At 70.9% G+C, this 16638-nt stretch carries 16 protein-coding genes, 2 tRNA genes and 1 pseudogene; 10 read left to right on the plus strand and 9 right to left on the minus strand.

Annotated elements, in window-relative coordinates; all coding sequences use genetic code 11:
* Positions 1-20: 20 nt before the first annotated feature.
* From ACGFI8_RS10625 to ACGFI8_RS10645, 5 genes and pseudogenes are all read right to left on the minus strand, one after another.
* On the minus strand, positions 21-176 hold the full coding sequence (locus ACGFI8_RS10625; RefSeq protein ID WP_392802795.1) for a hypothetical protein: 156 nt from the start codon (positions 174-176) through the stop codon (positions 21-23).
* Between the two features lie 178 nt (positions 177-354).
* Positions 355-1032 (minus strand): annotated as a pseudogene (locus ACGFI8_RS10630) (RNA polymerase sigma factor); the annotation flags it as partial.
* Entirely contained in the window at positions 1032-1430 is a 399-nt protein-coding gene (locus tag ACGFI8_RS10635) for a YciI family protein (RefSeq protein WP_392802919.1), read from the minus strand. The gene ACGFI8_RS10635 and the pseudogene ACGFI8_RS10630, both read right to left, overlap by 1 nt.
* Before the next feature lie 88 nt (positions 1431-1518).
* Positions 1519-2202 carry an alpha/beta fold hydrolase gene (locus ACGFI8_RS10640; protein WP_392802798.1) on the minus strand — a complete coding sequence of 228 codons (684 nt, stop codon included), beginning with the start codon at positions 2200-2202 and terminating at the stop codon, positions 1519-1521.
* Positions 2199-2861 (minus strand): DUF2625 family protein, encoded by a 663-nt coding sequence (locus ACGFI8_RS10645; RefSeq protein WP_392802800.1) that lies wholly within the window; start codon positions 2859-2861, stop codon positions 2199-2201. Before ACGFI8_RS10645 ends, ACGFI8_RS10640 begins: the two co-directional genes overlap by 4 nt.
* A gap of 118 nt (positions 2862-2979) precedes the next feature.
* Between ACGFI8_RS10645 and ACGFI8_RS10650 the strand changes: the two genes are divergently transcribed.
* Positions 2980-3801, plus strand: a complete 822-nt coding sequence (locus ACGFI8_RS10650; RefSeq protein WP_392802802.1) for an SDR family oxidoreductase — start codon at positions 2980-2982, stop codon at positions 3799-3801.
* Between the two features lie 24 nt (positions 3802-3825).
* On the opposite strand, the gene ACGFI8_RS10655 is transcribed toward ACGFI8_RS10650, so the two are convergent.
* Positions 3826-4569 (minus strand): tyrosine-protein phosphatase, encoded by a 744-nt coding sequence (locus tag ACGFI8_RS10655; protein ID WP_392802805.1) that lies wholly within the window; start codon positions 4567-4569, stop codon positions 3826-3828.
* Entirely contained in the window at positions 4566-6293 is a 1728-nt protein-coding gene (locus ACGFI8_RS10660) for a serine/threonine protein kinase (protein WP_392802807.1), read from the minus strand. The genes ACGFI8_RS10655 and ACGFI8_RS10660 overlap by 4 nt, the downstream gene beginning before the upstream one ends.
* Before the next feature lie 142 nt (positions 6294-6435).
* On the opposite strand from ACGFI8_RS10660, the gene ACGFI8_RS10665 reads away from it, so the two are divergent.
* Both ACGFI8_RS10665 and ACGFI8_RS10670 read left to right on the plus strand, forming a co-directional pair.
* Complete coding sequence (locus tag ACGFI8_RS10665) at positions 6436-7656, plus strand: GNAT family N-acetyltransferase (protein WP_392802810.1); 1221 nt, start codon at positions 6436-6438, stop codon at positions 7654-7656.
* 88 nt (positions 7657-7744) lie between these two features.
* Positions 7745-8368: a hypothetical protein gene (locus ACGFI8_RS10670; RefSeq protein ID WP_392802812.1), complete on the plus strand. Its 624-nt coding sequence runs from the start codon at positions 7745-7747 to the stop codon at positions 8366-8368.
* Positions 8369-8551: 183 nt separating this feature from the next.
* On the opposite strand, the gene ACGFI8_RS10675 is transcribed toward ACGFI8_RS10670, so the two are convergent.
* Both ACGFI8_RS10675 and ACGFI8_RS10680 read right to left on the minus strand, forming a co-directional pair.
* Positions 8552-9031 (minus strand): hypothetical protein, encoded by a 480-nt coding sequence (locus ACGFI8_RS10675; protein WP_392802814.1) that lies wholly within the window; start codon positions 9029-9031, stop codon positions 8552-8554.
* Positions 9032-9473: 442 nt separating this feature from the next.
* Positions 9474-9544, minus strand: a tRNA-Gly gene (locus tag ACGFI8_RS10680).
* 143 nt (positions 9545-9687) lie between these two features.
* Between ACGFI8_RS10680 and ACGFI8_RS10685 the strand changes: the two genes are divergently transcribed.
* The 7 genes from ACGFI8_RS10685 to ACGFI8_RS10715 all read left to right on the plus strand — a co-directional run bounded on the left by ACGFI8_RS10685 (position 9688) and on the right by ACGFI8_RS10715 (position 16009).
* A tRNA-Pro gene (locus ACGFI8_RS10685) sits at positions 9688-9761 on the plus strand.
* A gap of 63 nt (positions 9762-9824) precedes the next feature.
* Positions 9825-11195, plus strand: coding sequence for a trigger factor (tig, locus tag ACGFI8_RS10690; RefSeq protein ID WP_392802816.1), 1371 nt, complete (start codon positions 9825-9827; stop codon positions 11193-11195).
* Positions 11196-11326: 131 nt separating this feature from the next.
* On the plus strand, positions 11327-11977 hold the full coding sequence (locus ACGFI8_RS10695) for an ATP-dependent Clp protease proteolytic subunit (protein WP_392802819.1): 651 nt from the start codon (positions 11327-11329) through the stop codon (positions 11975-11977).
* Positions 11978-11988: 11 nt separating this feature from the next.
* Positions 11989-12648 (plus strand): ATP-dependent Clp protease proteolytic subunit, encoded by a 660-nt coding sequence (locus ACGFI8_RS10700; protein ID WP_392802822.1) that lies wholly within the window; start codon positions 11989-11991, stop codon positions 12646-12648.
* 246 nt (positions 12649-12894) lie between these two features.
* Positions 12895-14193 (plus strand): ATP-dependent Clp protease ATP-binding subunit ClpX, encoded by a 1299-nt coding sequence (gene clpX / locus ACGFI8_RS10705; RefSeq protein WP_392802825.1) that lies wholly within the window; start codon positions 12895-12897, stop codon positions 14191-14193.
* Positions 14194-14364: 171 nt separating this feature from the next.
* The gene (locus ACGFI8_RS10710; protein ID WP_392802828.1) at positions 14365-15198 is read left to right on the plus strand and encodes an EamA family transporter; all 834 of its coding nucleotides are present in this window, start codon (positions 14365-14367) and stop codon (positions 15196-15198) included.
* Positions 15199-15214: 16 nt separating this feature from the next.
* Positions 15215-16009 carry a carbon-nitrogen hydrolase family protein gene (locus tag ACGFI8_RS10715; RefSeq protein ID WP_392802831.1) on the plus strand — a complete coding sequence of 265 codons (795 nt, stop codon included), beginning with the start codon at positions 15215-15217 and terminating at the stop codon, positions 16007-16009.
* The last annotated feature ends 629 nt before the right edge of the window (positions 16010-16638 follow it).

Below are 16638 nucleotides of genomic sequence, written 5' to 3' on the forward strand. Positions count from 1 at the left end.
AGCCGCAGGGCCGGACCAGATTACGACTCCCGCCAGCGGATGGGGAAGACGCCGAGTCGGGCCTCGTGCCGAGGGTCTCCCGACTCGACGTGGCCGGCGGGTTTCGTGCAGCGGACCTCCACGTCGCCGGTGGCGGTGGTGGTCGTCTTCGTGGCGGGGCAGGTGCTGATCTCCATGACGCACGACCTTAGCCGAACATACGTACGAAAACAGCCGTGATCAAGGAATTGACCTGGGGAAACGTCCGGTACGTGCCCGCCGGTGCCCGATCATCCGGATTCTTGCAGGCGGGCGGCGCGGGCGTTGAGGTAGCGCTGCTGCGCCCACGTGCCGGCCAGGGACGCCGCGGTCAGATACGCCGGCGACCTCGAGGTCGTCCGGGAGCAGGCGGTGGACGAGCCGGGTGAGCCGGATGGCCTCGGCCGCCAGGTCCGGGCGCTGCAGCGCGGTGCCGCGCGTGGCCGCGTACCCCTCGTTGAAGATCAGGTACAGCACGTGCAGTACGACATCCAAACGCTCTTGACGATCGGCCGGGGGCGGCAGGGCGAAGGGCCGGCCGCTGGCCTTCACGCGCTGCTTGGCCCGGGTGATCCGGCGGGTCATCGTGTCCTCCGGCACGAGGAACGCGCGGGCCACCTCGGCCGTGCCGAGCCCGCCCACGGCCCGCAGCGTGAGCGCGATCTGCGCGTCAGGCCGCAGCGCGGGGTGGCAGCACATGAACAGCAGCACCAGGGAGTCGTCGGTGTCCGCGACCGCCGGCGGCACGGCGAACTCCAGCCGGAACACCGTCTCCTCCCGGCGGCGCCGGGCCTGGTCGGCACGCAGCAGGTCGGTGAGCCGGCGCGCCGCCACCGCGATGAGCCACGCCCGCGGGTCCTGCGGCGGGTCGTCCGGCCATTGGCGCGCCGCCGCCAGCAGCGCCTCCTGCACGGCGTCCTCGGCGGTGTCGAAGTGCCCGTAGCGGCGCACGACCGCGCCGAGGACCTGCGGCGCCAGCTCGCGCAGCAGGCCCTCCAGCGCGGCCGCGGGCATCAGAAGCCCAGCTCCCCGGAGGACTCCACGATCGGGCGCACGTCGGCGTACGCGGTGGCGGCGACCTCCGGCGGCGCCGGGCACTCGCCGAGGCGCATCGCGATCTGGGTGGCCCGGTCGAAGCTGTCGCACTCGACGATCCAGTAGCCGGCGAGAACCTCCTGCGTCTCCGCGTAGGGCCCGTCGGTCACGACGCCGGGCGCGCCGCCGACCCGCCGGGTGTGCACGGGCGCGTCGAGGCCGCGCGTCTCGACCAGCTCGCCGGACTCCTCCAGCTCGTGGTTGAACGCGGCCATGAACTCGCCCATCCTGGCGAAGTCCTCCGGCTTCCACGGTGTCTGGCCGGGCTTGCCCGCCATCGCGTCGTAGTCGCGCTGCGAGGCGTAGCTGAGGATCATGTACTTCACGGTCGGCCCCTTTCCGGTTCGGTGTGCACGCGGGCTACGTCGGAGCCGCGCCGCGCTTCCAGACAGGTCCGGGACAGGTTCAGCCCAGGAATTCCAGGACCGCGGCGGTGAACTGCGGCAGCGCGGTGCTGTGGATGCGGTGGCCGACCGGGATGGTGACCAGCCTGGCGTCCGGGATCGCCGCCGTCACCGCCTGCAGCCGGGCGGGCGGGATGTGGCTTTTCGGGCCTCCCGACAGTACCAATGCCGGGGCTTCGATCTTCGCCAGATCATTCCACCAGCCGGGGTCGGGCTCGCGCAGCTGCGCGATGGCCGACACGAGCGCGTGGCGGTCGAAGCGCCGCCGCGAGGACAGCCCGCCGGACAGGCCGGACAGCGCCAGCCGGGCGCGGGAGAAGCCGCCGGGCGCGCCGGCGCGGGGCGGGGCCGGCGGGTCCTCGAGCACCAGCCGGGACACCCGGCCCGGGTGGCGCTGGGCGATCAGCGACGCCGTGTAGGCGCCCAGGGAGTGCCCGACCAGCACGGCCGGACCGTGCTCATCGGTCGCGAGCTCGTCGAGCAGCTCGACCACGTCGTCGGCATAGCCCTCCAGGGTGTACTGCGAGCAGCGCGGGCTGTCGCCGTGACCGCGCAGGTCGGGGGCGACGACGCGCCACCCGGAGATCGAGCGCGTGAACGCGTCCCAGGTCGCGCGGCCGCTGCCGCCGCCGTGCAGCAGGACCATGAGCGGGCCGGTGCCCGACTCGGTGCGGGCGAGTCTCATGCGCCGAGCTGGTCGGCCATGTCGTGCTTCGCGCCGACGAGCTCATGCATCGGGATCGGCCGGCGGCTCGAGCTCTCGATGTCCTTGCCCTCCTTGGAGAACAGCGGCGGCCAGGTGTGGATGCCCGCGTCGAGCGGGCAGGCCGCCACCTCGTCGCGCCAGCCGGGCCAGCGCCAGCTGAAGTAGAACTGGTCGACGGCGCCGGCCAGCATGGCGTACAGCCAGTCGGTGTAGCCGAGCGTGAGATCCTCCCAGCGCAGGGTGTCCGGCGCGAAGTAGTGGATCGTCGGCACCTGAACCGACTCGCTGCCCGACTCGCCCTGGCGCCACACGAACTCGCCGCCCATGATGTCCTGCGCGACGAGCAGCCCGGCGGGCTCGAACACCTCGTTCACCGTGTGGATGTCGGCGAGCCGCCGCGGCGGGTTGCCGGACCCGAAGACCCTCAGCCAGCCGTCGTCGACCACCAGGCCGCCGCTGCCGTACACCAGGGCGCCGAGCCAGGACGTGGTGCCGACCTGCAGCCGATGCAGGCAGGAGGCGGCCCGATCGGGGTCGGTCGGCAGGATTTCGACGGCATACGGGGAGCCGGTGACGGCGGCCTCGATCTCGGCCCAGGCGGACCGGTCGTCGGAGATCAGCTCCGCCAGCGAGCGCACCCGCCAACTGTACGGCCGGGGGCCGCCCGACACGAACGACGGAAATCTCCGCTGAATGATTGTCATTCACGTTTCTCAGACTGTCGGTCAGCGGATACCGAGAGTCACTATGCCGGACATGACTCGTCGCTGGTTGATCACTGGTTGCTCCACCGGCCTGGGGCGCGCGCTGGCCGAGGCGGTGGCCGCGTCCGGACAGCAGGTGCTGGCCACGGCGCGGCGCCCGGAGACCCTCGAAGAGCTTCGCGATCGGTATCCGAGGACCCTCGCCACCTGCGTACTGGACGTACGCGACCCCGACGACTGCCACAACGCGCTGCACGCCGCGCTGGCCCGCTACGGCGGCGTGGACGTGCTCGTGAACAACGCCGGCGCGGGCCACTTCGGCGCCGTCGAGGAGGTCACCGACGCCGAGCTCGAGGCGCAGCTGGCGGTGCACCTCGTCGCGCCGTGGCGCCTGACCCGGATGGTGCTGCCGCTGATGCGCGCCCAGGGCTTCGGCGACATCGTGATGGTCTCCTCGACGGCGGGGCGGATGGCGTACCCCGGCCTGGGCGCGTACGCGGCCGCGAAGTACGCGCTCGAGGGCATGGTCGAGACGCTCGCGCTGGAGCTGGCCGGCAGCGGGGTGCACGTGATGGCGGTCGAGCCGGGCAGGTACGCGACCGAGTGGGGTGCGTCGCTGACGGAGTCGGCGGAGCATGTACCGGCGTACGCGGCCGTCGTCGAGCCCATGCGCGCCGGCGTGCGGGCGTTGCGGTCGCTGCCCGTGGCGAGCCCGCCGGAGCTGTTCGCCGCCGAGCTGGTGCGGCTGATCGCGTCGGAGGAGCGGCCGGTGCGCACACCCGTCGGCGAGGACGCGTGGACGGCGCTGCTGGACGCGGCGCAGCGGGACTACACGGCGCTGCTCAACGCGCGCCAGGTGCCCGCGGCGGTCTGATAAGACGGCTGATCGGCCGGCTGATCAGGCGGCTATGACCAGGTTGGCGCGCAGCGCGGACAACTCATCGGGAGTCAGCCCGTACTCGCGCGCCCACCCCTGCATGTCGCCCCACCGCTCGCGCACCAGGTCAAGCGTCCGGGTCATGAGCGCGGCCTCGGGCTCCCACACCGGCAGCGACGCGGGCCGCGGCGGCAGCCCCAGACGATCCACGACCACGGCCACCCGCTCGTGGATCGTCGGCATGGCGGCCGCCGTCGCGGCGTAGTCGGCCGCGATCGCGTCCTCCGGCACGCCGAGCAGGCCGAGGACCACCGCGGCCAGCACGCCGGTGCGGTCGCAGCCGGCCTCGCAGTGGAAGACCGCCGGAAGGGTGCCGGCGCAGGCCAGATGGCGTATGGTGCCGGCCAGCACCGGCCCCTTCTCCGTGAGCATCGCCACATAGTGCCCGACGAGGTCGTCGGCGCCGCTGACGTCGGCGATCGGCGCCGAGTAGTACCCGACCCGCGCCCCGGACAGCGGGCCCCGGCCGAGCTGCTCGACCTCGTACTCGCCGCGCAGGTCGATCACCGTGGACAGGCCGAGGTCGTGCACCAGGCGCTCGGCGTCGGCCGGCGTCGCGTAGGCGAGCGAGTCGCTGCGGAAGAGCACGCCGGGCCGCACGGTGCCGCCCTCCGCGGGCAGGCCGCCGAGGTCGCGGAAGTTGACCAGCCCCTCGAGCCCCTCGAGCTTTCCGGCGAACGGCCGCCGGCGGCGCCGCCATCTCACCAGATGAGGTCCTTCACCCAGTGGTAGAAGTCGATGAACCAGCCCACTTCGCGCAGGTAGGCGATGCCGGCCGCGGCCAGGAACAGCCCGGTGAGCGCGTGGGCGCCCTTGGCCGTGCGGCGTGGGCGGCCGAAGCGCTGCTCGATGATGAGCCGGCCGAGCAGCCGCGCCAGGGCGAACACGCCGACGGCGACGCCGAGGACGACCAGGAACGCGATGAACGGGCCGGTCAGGCTGCCCTCGCTGCTGAGTGCCCACAGCCCCCAGCAGATGAAGGCGATGACCGCGCCGGTGCCGGTGAACTCCCAGCCGATCTTGAGCTGGCGGGCGCGCTCGCCGCGCGGCGGCGTGTACCGCGGGCGGTGGTCCTCCTCCGGCTCGGCGGGCATCATGCCGGTCGGGTCGGGCGCCGGGCGCGGGATGACCTTGGCCCGGCCGCGCATCTGCGGCACGCCCTCGGCGTTGACCGCCACCCCGCCGGGCGAGACGGGTACGCCCGACACCGGCTGGCCCGACACCGGAGGCGCGGAGACCGGCGCCGTCGAGGCCGGCCAGCTCGAAACCGGGGGAACGGGCTGGTGGAACGCCGTGGCCGCGTTGACCGGGGAGGCCGCGGAGCGCAGCGCGACAAGCTCGCGCTCCAGGCGCTCGATGCGCTGGTACGCGTCGGTCTCCGTGCCGCTGATCGACGGCCGGGCCCGGCCGACCGCGCGCCCGGTCTCGGTCGCCTCGGTCTCGTGCCAGTCACAGCCGACGTCGGGCAAGCCGGCCCGGCGGACCAGCTCGGCCAGGCCGCTCAGCCAGGACTGCAGCTCCCGGGTCTCCGGGCGGTCGGCGGGCCGGTCGGCCAGCGGCGCGTGCAGGTGGTCGCGCAGCGCCGGGATGCGTTCCAGCAGCGGGTGGCGGCGCAGCACGTTCCACGGCGGCGGCGAGGCGTCGGGCGGGCCGTGCTGGTCGCTGCGGCCGTCGACGCGGGGGTAGGCGCCGGTGACCATGAAGTACGCCACCGCGCCGTAGCCGTGCACGTCGTACGCCGGGCCGACGTACTTCACGCCGCCGAACGCCTCCGGGCCGCCCGACTCCGGCGTGTAGGCGATCTGAGTGATCTCCTCCTCGCGGAAGTACCGCGCGCCGGTGAAGTCGATCAGGCGCACCTCGCCGGTGGCGAGCACCATCACGTTGGACGGCTTCACGTCCATGTGCAGCACCGGCGTCGCGCCGCTCTCCCGCGGGTCGTGCAAATGCTGCAGTACCACGGCCAGGGTCTTCAACGCCGAGACGGCGTTGAGCCGGCGCCCTCCCGCGGCGGCGTCCGACCGCTGCGCCACGTATTCGCGCAGGTTCACACCGTGCAGATAGTCGTACACCTGGTACGGCACCGCGTCGCCGGGCGCCGGGCGCTCGCCCGGGCGGTGCGGCGGCGGCCCGTAGAAGCCGTCGGCGCGCCGGCAGATGCCCGGAACGCCCCGGTTGTTGAGGTCCATGAGCGCAGCGTCGCCCTTGTCCCACGACCGCAGCTCGTCGGCGATCGGCCGCTGCGGGTCGACGCGGAAGACCTTGACGGTCATCGGCGCCGAGGTCACACCGCCGCAGATGCGCACGGCGCGGTAGACGTCCGCCTGCCCGCCGGAGCCCAGGTGGGCCACCAGCCGGTACCGCTGGAACGTCTCGGGCAAAGGGCTCGCCGGACCGCAGACCAGGTCCAGCAATGCACCCTGCGTCATCGTGCCACTCCCCCCAGCAATGTCCGGCTCGACGGAGTTCCGCGCCGGTCGACCCAGACCAGGCGGCCCCCATACGGTTTCGAGAGTAACGAGCGCGCAAATTGGTCGCGCTCAGTGGAGGTCACGAGGTAGACACGACCGGATGAGCGAGTATTTGCTGCGCACCGCGACCGACGGCGACCTCGACGCACTGGCCCGCCTGCGTCGTGACGCGTTCGGCGTCCCCGGAGACCCCGACCCCGCCGACAGCGGCCGCACCGTCACCGAGCCGGCCCGGACCCACGTCATCGAGCACGCCGGGCAGTTGGTGGGCGTCGTCGCCATCTTCACCCGCGATCTCGCCGTGCCGGGTGGCGTGCTGCCGGTCGCGCACGTCACCGGCGTCGCCGTGAACGCCGCACACACCCGCCGTGGGCTCCTTCGCCGCATGATCACCGAGCAGCTGCGCACCGCGCCGGAGGCCGTCGCCGCCCTGTGGGCCTCCGAGGGGCGCATCTACCAGCGCTTCGGCTACGGCCTGGCGTCGCAGAACGTGGCCATGCGCGCCGACCGGCGCGAGGTGTCGGTGCTCGCGCCGCCCGCGCCCGGCAACCTGCGCGCCGCGGTTCCCGCCGACGCCATTCAGGAGCTTTCCCAGGTGTACTCCCGGGTGCTCCCCACCCGCCCCGGCTGGTCGAGCCGCAACGAGACCTGGTGGAAGCACCTGACCAGCGACCCGGCGGCCAGGCGGGAGGGGCGCACCGCGGAGCGCGCGGTGCTCTTCGAAAACCCGGACGGCGTCGTGGACGGCTACGCCCGCTACCGCATCACGCCCGGCTGGGACGACAACGGCCCGAAGCAGGAGGTCAACGTCACCGAGGTGGTCGCCGCCACACCCACCGCATATGCCGAGCTGTACCGCTTCCTGCTGCGCATCGACCTGGCCCGCACCGTGGCGCAGGGCCTGAGCAGCGTCGACGAGGCGCTGTTCTACCTCGTCGACGAGCCGCGCCGGCTCGGCGGCAAGGTCGCCGACGGGCTCTGGGTGCGCATCATCGACCTGCCCCGCGCGCTGACCGCCCGGCGATACGCGGCCCCGGTCGACGTCGTGTTCGAGGTCACCGACGACCTGCTCGAGGCGAACACCGGGCGTTGGCGCCTGCGCGCCGGCGCCGGCGGGGCGCTGGTGACCTGCACCCGGGCCGACGGCGAGCCCGACTTCAGCCTGGACATCGCCGACCTGGGCGCCGCGTTCCTGGGCGGAACCCCGCTCGGCGCCCTGCACCAGGCCGGCCGCATCCGGGAACACCGCCCGGGCGCCGTGGCCGCGACAAGCACCGCTTTCGGCTGGCCCGTCGCGCCGAACTCGATCGAAATTTTCTGATGTTTCGGACGGCGGCGCCGGAGGCGGTACTGTCGGGCACATGGGTGGGATTCAGCGCCGGAGGCGCCGCATGCGGCAACATCAGCCGGTGACCCAACCCGCCCCCGCGCCGGCCCCGCCGTCCTCGGAAGAGGTTGCCCCCGATCCGGCCGTCCCCGACGCCGTCTCCGACGTCCAGGCTGAGGTCGCCCCTGACATCCAGGCTGAGGTCGACCCCGTTGTTCGGGCTGAGGCCGACTCCTACGTCCAGGCTGACGCCGGTGCCGGTGCCGGTGCCGGTGCCGATGTCGGTGGCGGGGTCGAGGTTGACGCCGAGGCCGTTGCCCCCAGGCCCGTGCCCCGCCCTTCGCCGCACCACCTGGCGGAGCTGTCGGGCACGTTCGCGATGACCGCGAGCGTGCACGACCCGGAGCCGGCCGCCCCCGAGCCGGTCCGCGAGGACGACCATCACGACGACCACCATCACCACCACCACGACGCGCACCACCACCATCACCACCATGACGAGGTCGTGTCCGAGCGCGGCCTACGTGGCCTGGTGGGCGGCGGCGCGTCCCAGGTGAGCGTGTCGGCGGCGATGCGCGCCCGCGACGCGGCCCGCCCGACCGACGACGACCTCGCCGCCGCCGAGCGCGACCTGCAGATCATCCGGCGCGGCTGGGTGCCGCGCGAGGAACTGACCCGACCGGGCCGCCGCTCGCCCACGAGCTGAACGCTCAGGAGCCGCTTCGGGCGGCGTCGCGTGAGGGTTGCCCCGGCATCCGCTCTCCCAGGGTCGGGCGCGGGTGCACCCACCTTCCACGGCGGCGGTTCCCACTCAGCGCGTCGGGTTCAGCGCTCGACCACGCTTCCCGTCCCGGATGTCGTCGGCTCGTTCGGGTTGGCGGCGGAGTCGCTACGGCGGCCCGGCCCGGGCCAGTCGCGCGGTCGCGACGATGCCGTCCGGGGCGAGGGCCAGGCCGCCGACCACCACCGTGGGCTGCAGGCCGAGCAGTGCGTCCAGGTCGGCGTTCAGCAGGCCGTACAGCACCACGATCGCGGCGGCGACGGCGCTGGTCAGCGCGAGGCCGCGGCCGGCGAACGCGAGGCGCACCGCGGGGCGGAGCGCGGCCCTGTCGACGGCGTCGCCCACCAGAGCGCGGGTCCAGGCCCGGGCCGCGGCCGCCGCGAGCACCGCCAGCCCGGCGAAGCCGCCGAAGCCGGCCACGGCGGTCGGCACCCGCCAGATCAGGCTCCCGTCCAGCAGGACGGCGGCGACGCCCAGGGCGACGGAGCAGGTCGCGACCAGGACGTACAGGACGAGGTTGGCCAGCAGCCGGACGCGAAGCGCCGCGCCCTGCCCCACCTGCAGCATGACCAGCCCTTGAGCAACCACCTCACATCACCCCCGCGGACCACGCTCCCATCGCGGCACACGCCGCTCAATGGGAACTTTCCGCCTGTGGATAACTTCCGGTGAAACGCCCAAACAGCCACGCGCCGGACAGTGTCACGCTGGTGCCTATCGCGCTGGACCAGGGGCCTACCAGCCAATTGACCTAGAAGACTAGGGTTGACACGGGACGGCGCAAGCGCCGCGCCGGTGTGGGTGCGGTTGGGCGAAAGCTTGGTGCGCCCTGGGCCGGGGGCGGGAGTGCTGTCGTCGGCGTGGATCCAGGTCCGGACCGACCCACGCTACTCGTGCGAATACAGCGGATTCACGGACGAAGCGGACTCGCTTCGCCAGCTAAGCGGCCGGTTCGGTCTTGCTCAGGACGGGTGAAACCGAGATAGGCCAACCGTAGATACAGGTGGTCTGACCTGCGAAGAAGGGTGAGAGCGGGCGAGGAGAATCGAACTCCCACCGTCAGTTTGGAAGACTGAAGCTCTGCCATTGAGCTACGCCCGCGTGCCCCCGGGGACACCGGGTGCGCGTATAGCGTACCGAATCCTGCTACCCGGCGTCGTGCTCGGGGGTCCACGGTGCGCGACACCGGCATACCGAGCGGCGCGCCGCCCGGCCGAGCGCATACACTTGCCGACGCACACCACCGGGGTGTAGCGCAGTTTGGTAGCGCACTCGCTTTGGGAGCGAGGGGCCGTGGGTTCAAATCCCGCCACCCCGACCGGGAACATGTCAAAGCGCAGCCGTCAGTCCACACAGCCGTAGCAACGAGGGAGAAAGTTCTGTGAAGAGCACCGTCGAGACCCTGAGCCCGACTCGCGTGCGGCTCGAAATCGAGGTGCCGTTCGCTGAGCTGGAGCCGAGCCTCAAGAAGGCGTACCGCGAGATCGGCTCGCAGGTCAACATCCCCGGGTTCCGCCGGGGCAAGGTGCCCTCGGCGGTCATCGACCAGCGGGTAGGGCGCGGTGCGGTCCTGAACGAGGCCGTGCAGGAGGTCATCCCGACCCAGATCCTGGCCGCGGTGCGCGAGCACGAGGTCAAGACGCTGGGGCGGCCCGAGGTGGCGATCACCGAGTTCGCCGATGGCCAGCCGCTGAAGTTCACGGCCGAGGTGGATGTGCGGCCGGAGATCACCCTGCCTGACCTGAGCGACATCCAGGTGACCGTCGATGCGCTGGTCGTGAGCGACGAGGACGTCGAGGAGCAGCTCAAGGGGCTGCGCGACCGGTTCGCCACGCTGAAGACCGTCGAGCGCACGGCGCTGGTCGGTGACTACGTCCAGATCGACCTGGTCGCGACCGTCGACGGCGACGAGGTGCCGGGCGGCAGTGCGACCAACGTCTCGCACGAGGTCGGCAGCGGCCAGCTCGTGCCGGGCCTCGACGACGTGCTGGTCGGCATGGGCGCCGGCGACTCGACGACGTTCACCACGCAGCTGGTCGGCGGCGAGTTCGAGGGGCGCGACGCCGAGGTGTCGGTCGCCGTGAAGTCGGTGAAGGACAAGCAGCTGCCCGAGGTCGACGACGAGTTCGCCCAGCTGGCGAGCGAGTTCGACACCCTGGACGAGCTCAAGGACGACCTGCGCACCCGGCTCACCCGGGTGAAGCGGATGGAGCAGCTGTACTCGGCCCGTGACCTCGCCCTCAAGGCGGTCATCGACGCGACCGACGTCCCCGCCCCCGAGGGCGTGGTGAAGGAGGAGGTCGAGTCGCGCAAGGAGTCGATGAACGACCAGCTGCAGCGCATCGGCGCGTCGTTCGACGACTACCTGCAGACCGAGGGCAAGACCGAGGAGGAGATGGACGCCGAGCTCAACGAGGCGGCCGTCGAGGGCGTGAAGGTCCAGCTGGTGCTCGACACCCTGGCCGACGCCGAGAACATCCAGGTCAGCGACGACGAGTTCGGGCACGAGATCGTGCACCGGGCGCAGCGGGCGGGCATGGGCCCCCAGCAGTACTACGACCAGCTGGTCCAGGCCGGCGTGGCCGGCGCGGTCTTCGGTGACGTGCGCCGCGGCAAGGCGCTCGGCGTGGTGCTGGAGCGGGTGAAGATCGTCGACAGCGACGGCAACACGCTGAGCCTCGACGACCTGCGGGGCGCTGTCGAGGACCACGAGGGTCACGATCACGGCGACCACGAGGGCCACGACCACTAACGGTGAAGGCCGGGGCAAAAGCCCCGGCCTTCACCACGGTGCGCTCATAGCGAAATGCGGTGAGCACGGGAAGCTGTCGCTCCCCGCACCGGTTAGGGTCGGCAAGTACAAGACTCTTGCGAAGGGCTGCCATGACCGACCTGCATATTCCAGCGTCGCCAGTCAGTTCCGCGCCCAGCGGGCGCGGCCGGGGCGCGGACACGAGCCTGACGCTCGACGACTCGGTGTTCAACCGGCTGCTCAAGGAGCGGATCATCTTCCTGGGCAGCGAGGTCAACGATCAGGTTGCCAACCGGATCTGCGCCCAGATGCTGTTGCTCGCCGCCGAGGACGAGGAGCGGGACATCTGGCTGTACATCAACTCGCCCGGTGGCTCCGTCTACTCGGGTATGGCAATTTACGACATCATGCAGTTCGTCTCGAACGACGTGGCGACTGTTGCGATGGGCATGGCCGCCTCGATGGGCCAGCTGCTGTTGTGCGCCGGCGCGCCGGGCAAGCGCATGGCGCTGCCGCACGCGCGGATCATGATGCACCAGCCGTCCGGCGGCATCGGGGGCACGGCCTCCGACATCGCCATCCAGGCCGAGCAGATGCTCTACACCAAGCGGATGTTCCAGGAGCGTGTGTCGTTCCACACCGGGCAGTCGCTCGAGCAGATCGAGGCCGACTCCGACCGTGACCGCTGGTTCACCGCCGACGAGGCGCGGGACTACGGCTTCATCGACAAGGTGATCACCGGGGCCCAGCAGGCTCCGGAAGGCGCCGGAACACTGTCCTGAGGAGCGAAGCCATGACCGATCTGAGCCTGCCCCCGGCGCTGCGCGAGGTGCACAACCGTTACATCCTGCCGTCGTACGTCGAGCGGACGTCGTACGGCATCAAGGAGACCAACCCGTACAACAAGCTGTTCGAGGACCGGATCATCTTCCTCGGCGTGCAGATCGACGACGCGTCGGCCAACGACGTGATGGCGCAGCTGCTGACGCTGGAGAGCACGGAGCCGGACCGGGACATCACGCTGTACATCAACTCGCCCGGTGGCTCGTTCACGGCCATGACGGCGATCTACGACACCATGCTGTACGTCCGGCCCGACATCCTCACGGTGTGCCTGGGCCAGGCGGCGAGCGCGGCCGCGGTGCTGCTCGCGGCGGGCACGCCGGGCAAGCGCCTCGCGCTGCCCAACTCGCGCATCATCATCCACCAGCCGGCCACCGAGGGCGGCTACGGTCAGGGCTCGGACATCGAGATCCAGGCCCGGGAGATCATGCGGATGCGGACCCAGCTCGAGGAGATGGTGTCGCGGCACACCGGCCAGGCGGTGGAGAAGGTCCGCAAGGACATCGACCGGGACAAGATCCTGACGGCCGACGAGGCCAAGGAGTACGGCCTGGTCGACAACGTGCTGGTCAGCCGCAAGAAGTCCAGCCTGGTGGCCTCGGGCAGCTGACGCGCCGGGCAACACTCTCATCGGCTCGCCAACCCATCCCGGTTCGGCGAGCCGATGAGGTTCCCGCTTCAAGCGAAAAAATGCCCCGTCGGGCGCCCGGGGGAAAGACACCCCCGCGTAGGGGGTCGGAATACGGGCGACCAACAGGTAACGTCGAGGCAGTAGCCAGCGTGGGCGTCAGTCGCCCCCGTGTGGCAGAGGATGCGATCCGGACGCAGGGTCCGGCCGAAGGCAGGGAGATCGTAGGTGGCACGGATCGGCGACGGTGGCGACCTACTGAAGTGCTCCTTCTGTGGCAAGTCGCAGAAGCAGGTGAAGAAGCTGATCGCCGGTCCCGGCGTCTACATCTGCGACGAGTGCATCGATCTCTGCAACGAGATCATCGAGGAAGAGCTCGCGGAGTCGGGCGACGTCAAGTTCGACGAGCTGCCCAAGCCGATGGAGATCTGTGCCTTCCTCGATCAATACGTGGTCGGCCAGGACCAGGCCAAGAAGGCCCTCGCGGTCGCGGTCTACAACCACTACAAACGGGTCCAGGCCGAGGCCGGCAGCAACTCGGGCGGCGACGGCGTCGAGCTCGCGAAGTCCAACATCCTGCTCATCGGCCCCACGGGCTGCGGCAAGACGCACCTGGCCCAGACGCTCGCGCGCATGCTCAACGTGCCGTTCGCGATCGCCGATGCCACGGCGCTCACCGAGGCGGGATACGTCGGCGAGGACGTCGAGAACATCCTCCTGAAGCTGATCCAGGCCGCCGACTACGACATCCGCCGGGCCGAGACCGGGATCGTGTACATCGACGAGGTCGACAAGATCGCCCGCAAGTCGGAAAACCCGTCGATCACGAGGGACGTCTCCGGCGAGGGCGTGCAGCAGGCGTTGCTGAAGATCATCGAGGGCACGGTCGCCAACGTCCCGCCGCAGGGCGGGCGCAAGCACCCGCACCAGGAGTTCATCCAGATCGACACGTCCAACGTGCTGTTCATCTGCGGCGGCGCCTTCGCGGGCCTGGACCGGATCGTGCAGCAGCGGGTCGGCAAGGGTGGCACCGGCTTCGGCGCCAACCTGCGCTCGATCACCGACCGGACGGCCGACGACGCATTCTCCGACGTCATGCCCGAGGACATGCTCAAGTTCGGCCTGATCCCCGAGTTCATCGGGCGCCTGCCGGTGATCACGAGCGTCAAGAGCCTCGACCGCGACGCGCTGGTCAAGATCCTCACCGAGCCCCGCAACGCGCTGGTCCGCCAGTACCAGCGCCTGTTCGAGCTCGACGGCGTCGAGCTCGAGTTCGCGCCGGAGGCCCTCGAGTCGATCGCCGACCAGGCCATCCTGCGCGGCACCGGCGCCCGCGGCCTGCGGGCGATCATGGAGGAGGTGCTCCTCTCCGTGATGTACGAGGTGCCGAGCAACCCGAACATCGCCCGGGTGCTGATCACCCGCGAGGTCGTCCTGGAGAAGGTCATCCCGACGATCGTGCCGCGGGACCTCGCCGCCCACCGCGTCGGCCGCCGCCGCGCGGACCGCGAGGAGAAGTCGGCCTGACGCCGACCCAGACGCAAGCTTCCAGGTGACCCGGGACACAGCGTCCCGGGTCACTCTGCGTCCGTACAACGGAATCCCGGCGCGTAGGAGCAGGGAAATCGTCGCCGAAGTGCGGACAGACGACGGAAATAATCGTTGTGGACGCCAAACGCTGCGAATATCGTTGCCGCCGTGCTGTTCCTCGTATGTGCCGCGGCCTCCGCGCTCGTCTGGGGCGCGGGTGACTTCGCCGGTGGCAAGGCGAGTCAGCGCGCCGACTCATTCGTCGTGGCGCTCGTCGCCGAGACGGCCGGCATCCCGCTCGTCATCGGCTGGCTGCTGGCCACCGGGACGAGCCTGCCGGGCGTGGCCGACCTCGCCTGGGGCGCGGCCTCGGGGCTGGTCGGCATCACCGGGCTGGTGATCTTCTACCGGGCGCTCGCCGGCGGTGCGATGTCGACCGTGGCGCCGCTTACGGCGACGACGACTGCCGCCGTACCGCTGCTGCTTGGGCTTGTCCTCGATCAGCTCCCTTCGGCCCTGGCGCTCGTCGGGGCCGTGCTGGCGGTGGCGGCGATCACGCTCGTGAGCGCGGGACCGCGCAACGGCGCCCGAGCCTCCCGCGGGCTGCTGGGACTGGCCCTGCTGTCCGGGGTCCTGTTCGGCGGGTACTTCACGCTGGTGGCCCAGACGTCCGAGGCCTCCGGCATGTGGCCGCTGCTGGCGGGACGGGTGGCGGGCACCGCCGGCCTGCTCGTGGCCATGCGCGCGCTCCGCGTCCCGATGCGTGCTCGGGGTCGCACTCTTCTTCTCGGCGGTACCGCGGGAGCCTTCGACGTCGCCGCCAACGCGCTCTATCTGTTCGCCGTGCGCAACGGGGTACTCAGCGTAGCCGCGCCGCTCGCCTCGCTCTACCCGGTGTCGACCGTGCTGCTCGCGATGGCCATCGACCGCGAGCGGATGCGCCCGCTGCAGATCACCGGGCTGGGGCTAGCCGCGTTGGCCCTCGTGCTCACCGCCGGCTGAACGTAGGCTGGCCGGTATGCGCGTAGCGGTGTGTCAGCTCAACGCCCGTGACGATCGGGCAGAGAACCTCCGGGTCGCCCGGTCGCTGCTGCAGCGGGCCGCCGACGGGGGAGCGGACCTGGCGGTGCTGCCCGAATACGTCGACTACCTGGGCCGCGCGCGCTCGGCGCCCAAGCCCGAGCCCGTCGACGGCGAGTTCGCCGCGTTCTTCGCCGACGCCGCGCGGGAGCTCGGGATGTGGGTGCACGCGGGGTCGTTCCACGAGACCGGCCCGGATGCCGAGCACACCTACAACACGACGCTCGTCTTCGATCGGTCCGGTGCGCTCGCCGCGGCCTACCGGAAGATCCACCTCTATGACGTCGAGATCCCCGGCCGCGTCTCGTACCAGGAATCGGCCACGGTCGCGCCCGGTGACTCGACGGAGATCGTCGATGTGGAGCGGGTCCGACTGGGCCTGTCGATCTGTTACGACCTTCGTTTCCCCGAGTTGTACCGCAGGTTGGCGATCGAGGGCGCGAACGTGCTCGTGGTGCCGGCGGCCTTCATGCTGCACACCGGCCGCGATCACTGGGAGGTCCTGCTGCGCGCCCGGGCCATCGAGAATCAGTGCTACGTGCTCGCCGCCGGGCAGATCGGCAACCACGATCCCGATCGCACGTGCTTCGGGCGGAGCATGGTCGTCGACCCGTGGGGGACGGTCGTCGCCCAGGCGCCCGACGTCGTCGGCGTGACGTTCGCGGAGCTCGACCTGGCGCGGCTCGACGAGATTCGCGAGACGCTGCCGAGCCTGGCGAACCGCCAGCTGTAGGCCGATTTGACTCGGGCCCGGCGGGGTCCGTATGGTTCTCCAGGTCCGAGGAACTGGGCGGAAACGACCGGTTTGTCGGATTGGTACCACTGGGCGGTGCGGGAGCGCGAGTTGGCGACCGCGAAGCCGGCCGGGTAAGGTACTCCAGCCGGTAGGGCACCGGGCGGGTTCGCAAGAGCCGGCCGGCCTACCGAAATCCCGAGCAGGTTCGGCGCCGGAGACGGCGCGGTTGGCGTGCGCGGGAGAAACGGCTCAGAAGGTCGAGAAGCGGAAAGCGCGAACTTGACAGGACGGACCGGGCTGGTAAGGTAGTAAAGCCGGTAGCGAGCCGGGCGGGCAAGCGGGTGAAGAACCCCGAAGCCGGCCGGTGCGACCGGATCTCCCGAAACAAGATCGCCGGAAACGGCGCGCTTGCTATGCTCGGGAAAATCGCGCGCAGTGAGAAAGTTCGGACAACGAGCTTGACAACGGCGAGCGAACTGGTAAAGTAGAGAAGTTGCCCCGGATGAGGCAAGCGAGTGATCGCGAACCTCGGCGGTGTGTGTTGGTTGTTTGAGAACTCAACAGGGTGCTTGTTAAGCCAGTGCCAATTGAAATTTACCCCGTGGCACGGGCCTCCTTTGTGGGGG

This window comes from Dactylosporangium sp. NPDC048998, assembly GCF_043197855.1.
Lineage (GTDB): Bacteria > Actinomycetota > Actinomycetes > Mycobacteriales > Micromonosporaceae > Dactylosporangium.

What these genes read in the sequence shown, in the direction of transcription:
- ACGFI8_RS10635 (WP_392802919.1), bottom strand. Translation starts at nt 1,430, where the DNA reads ATGATCCTCAGCTACGCCTCGCAGCGCGACTACGACGCGATGGCGGGC.
- ACGFI8_RS10695 (WP_392802819.1), top strand. Translation starts at nt 11,327, where the DNA reads ATGACCGACCTGCATATTCCAGCGTCGCCAGTCAGTTCCGCGCCCAGC.
- ACGFI8_RS10660 (WP_392802807.1), bottom strand. Translation starts at nt 6,293, where the DNA reads ATGACGCAGGGTGCATTGCTGGACCTGGTCTGCGGTCCGGCGAGCCCT.
- ACGFI8_RS10625 (WP_392802795.1), bottom strand. Translation starts at nt 176, where the DNA reads ATGGAGATCAGCACCTGCCCCGCCACGAAGACGACCACCACCGCCACC.
- ACGFI8_RS10665 (WP_392802810.1), top strand. Translation starts at nt 6,436, where the DNA reads ATGAGCGAGTATTTGCTGCGCACCGCGACCGACGGCGACCTCGACGCA.
- ACGFI8_RS10715 (WP_392802831.1), top strand. Translation starts at nt 15,215, where the DNA reads ATGCGCGTAGCGGTGTGTCAGCTCAACGCCCGTGACGATCGGGCAGAG.
- ACGFI8_RS10650 (WP_392802802.1), top strand. Translation starts at nt 2,980, where the DNA reads ATGACTCGTCGCTGGTTGATCACTGGTTGCTCCACCGGCCTGGGGCGC.
- ACGFI8_RS10640 (WP_392802798.1), bottom strand. Translation starts at nt 2,202, where the DNA reads ATGAGACTCGCCCGCACCGAGTCGGGCACCGGCCCGCTCATGGTCCTG.
- ACGFI8_RS10700 (WP_392802822.1), top strand. Translation starts at nt 11,989, where the DNA reads ATGACCGATCTGAGCCTGCCCCCGGCGCTGCGCGAGGTGCACAACCGT.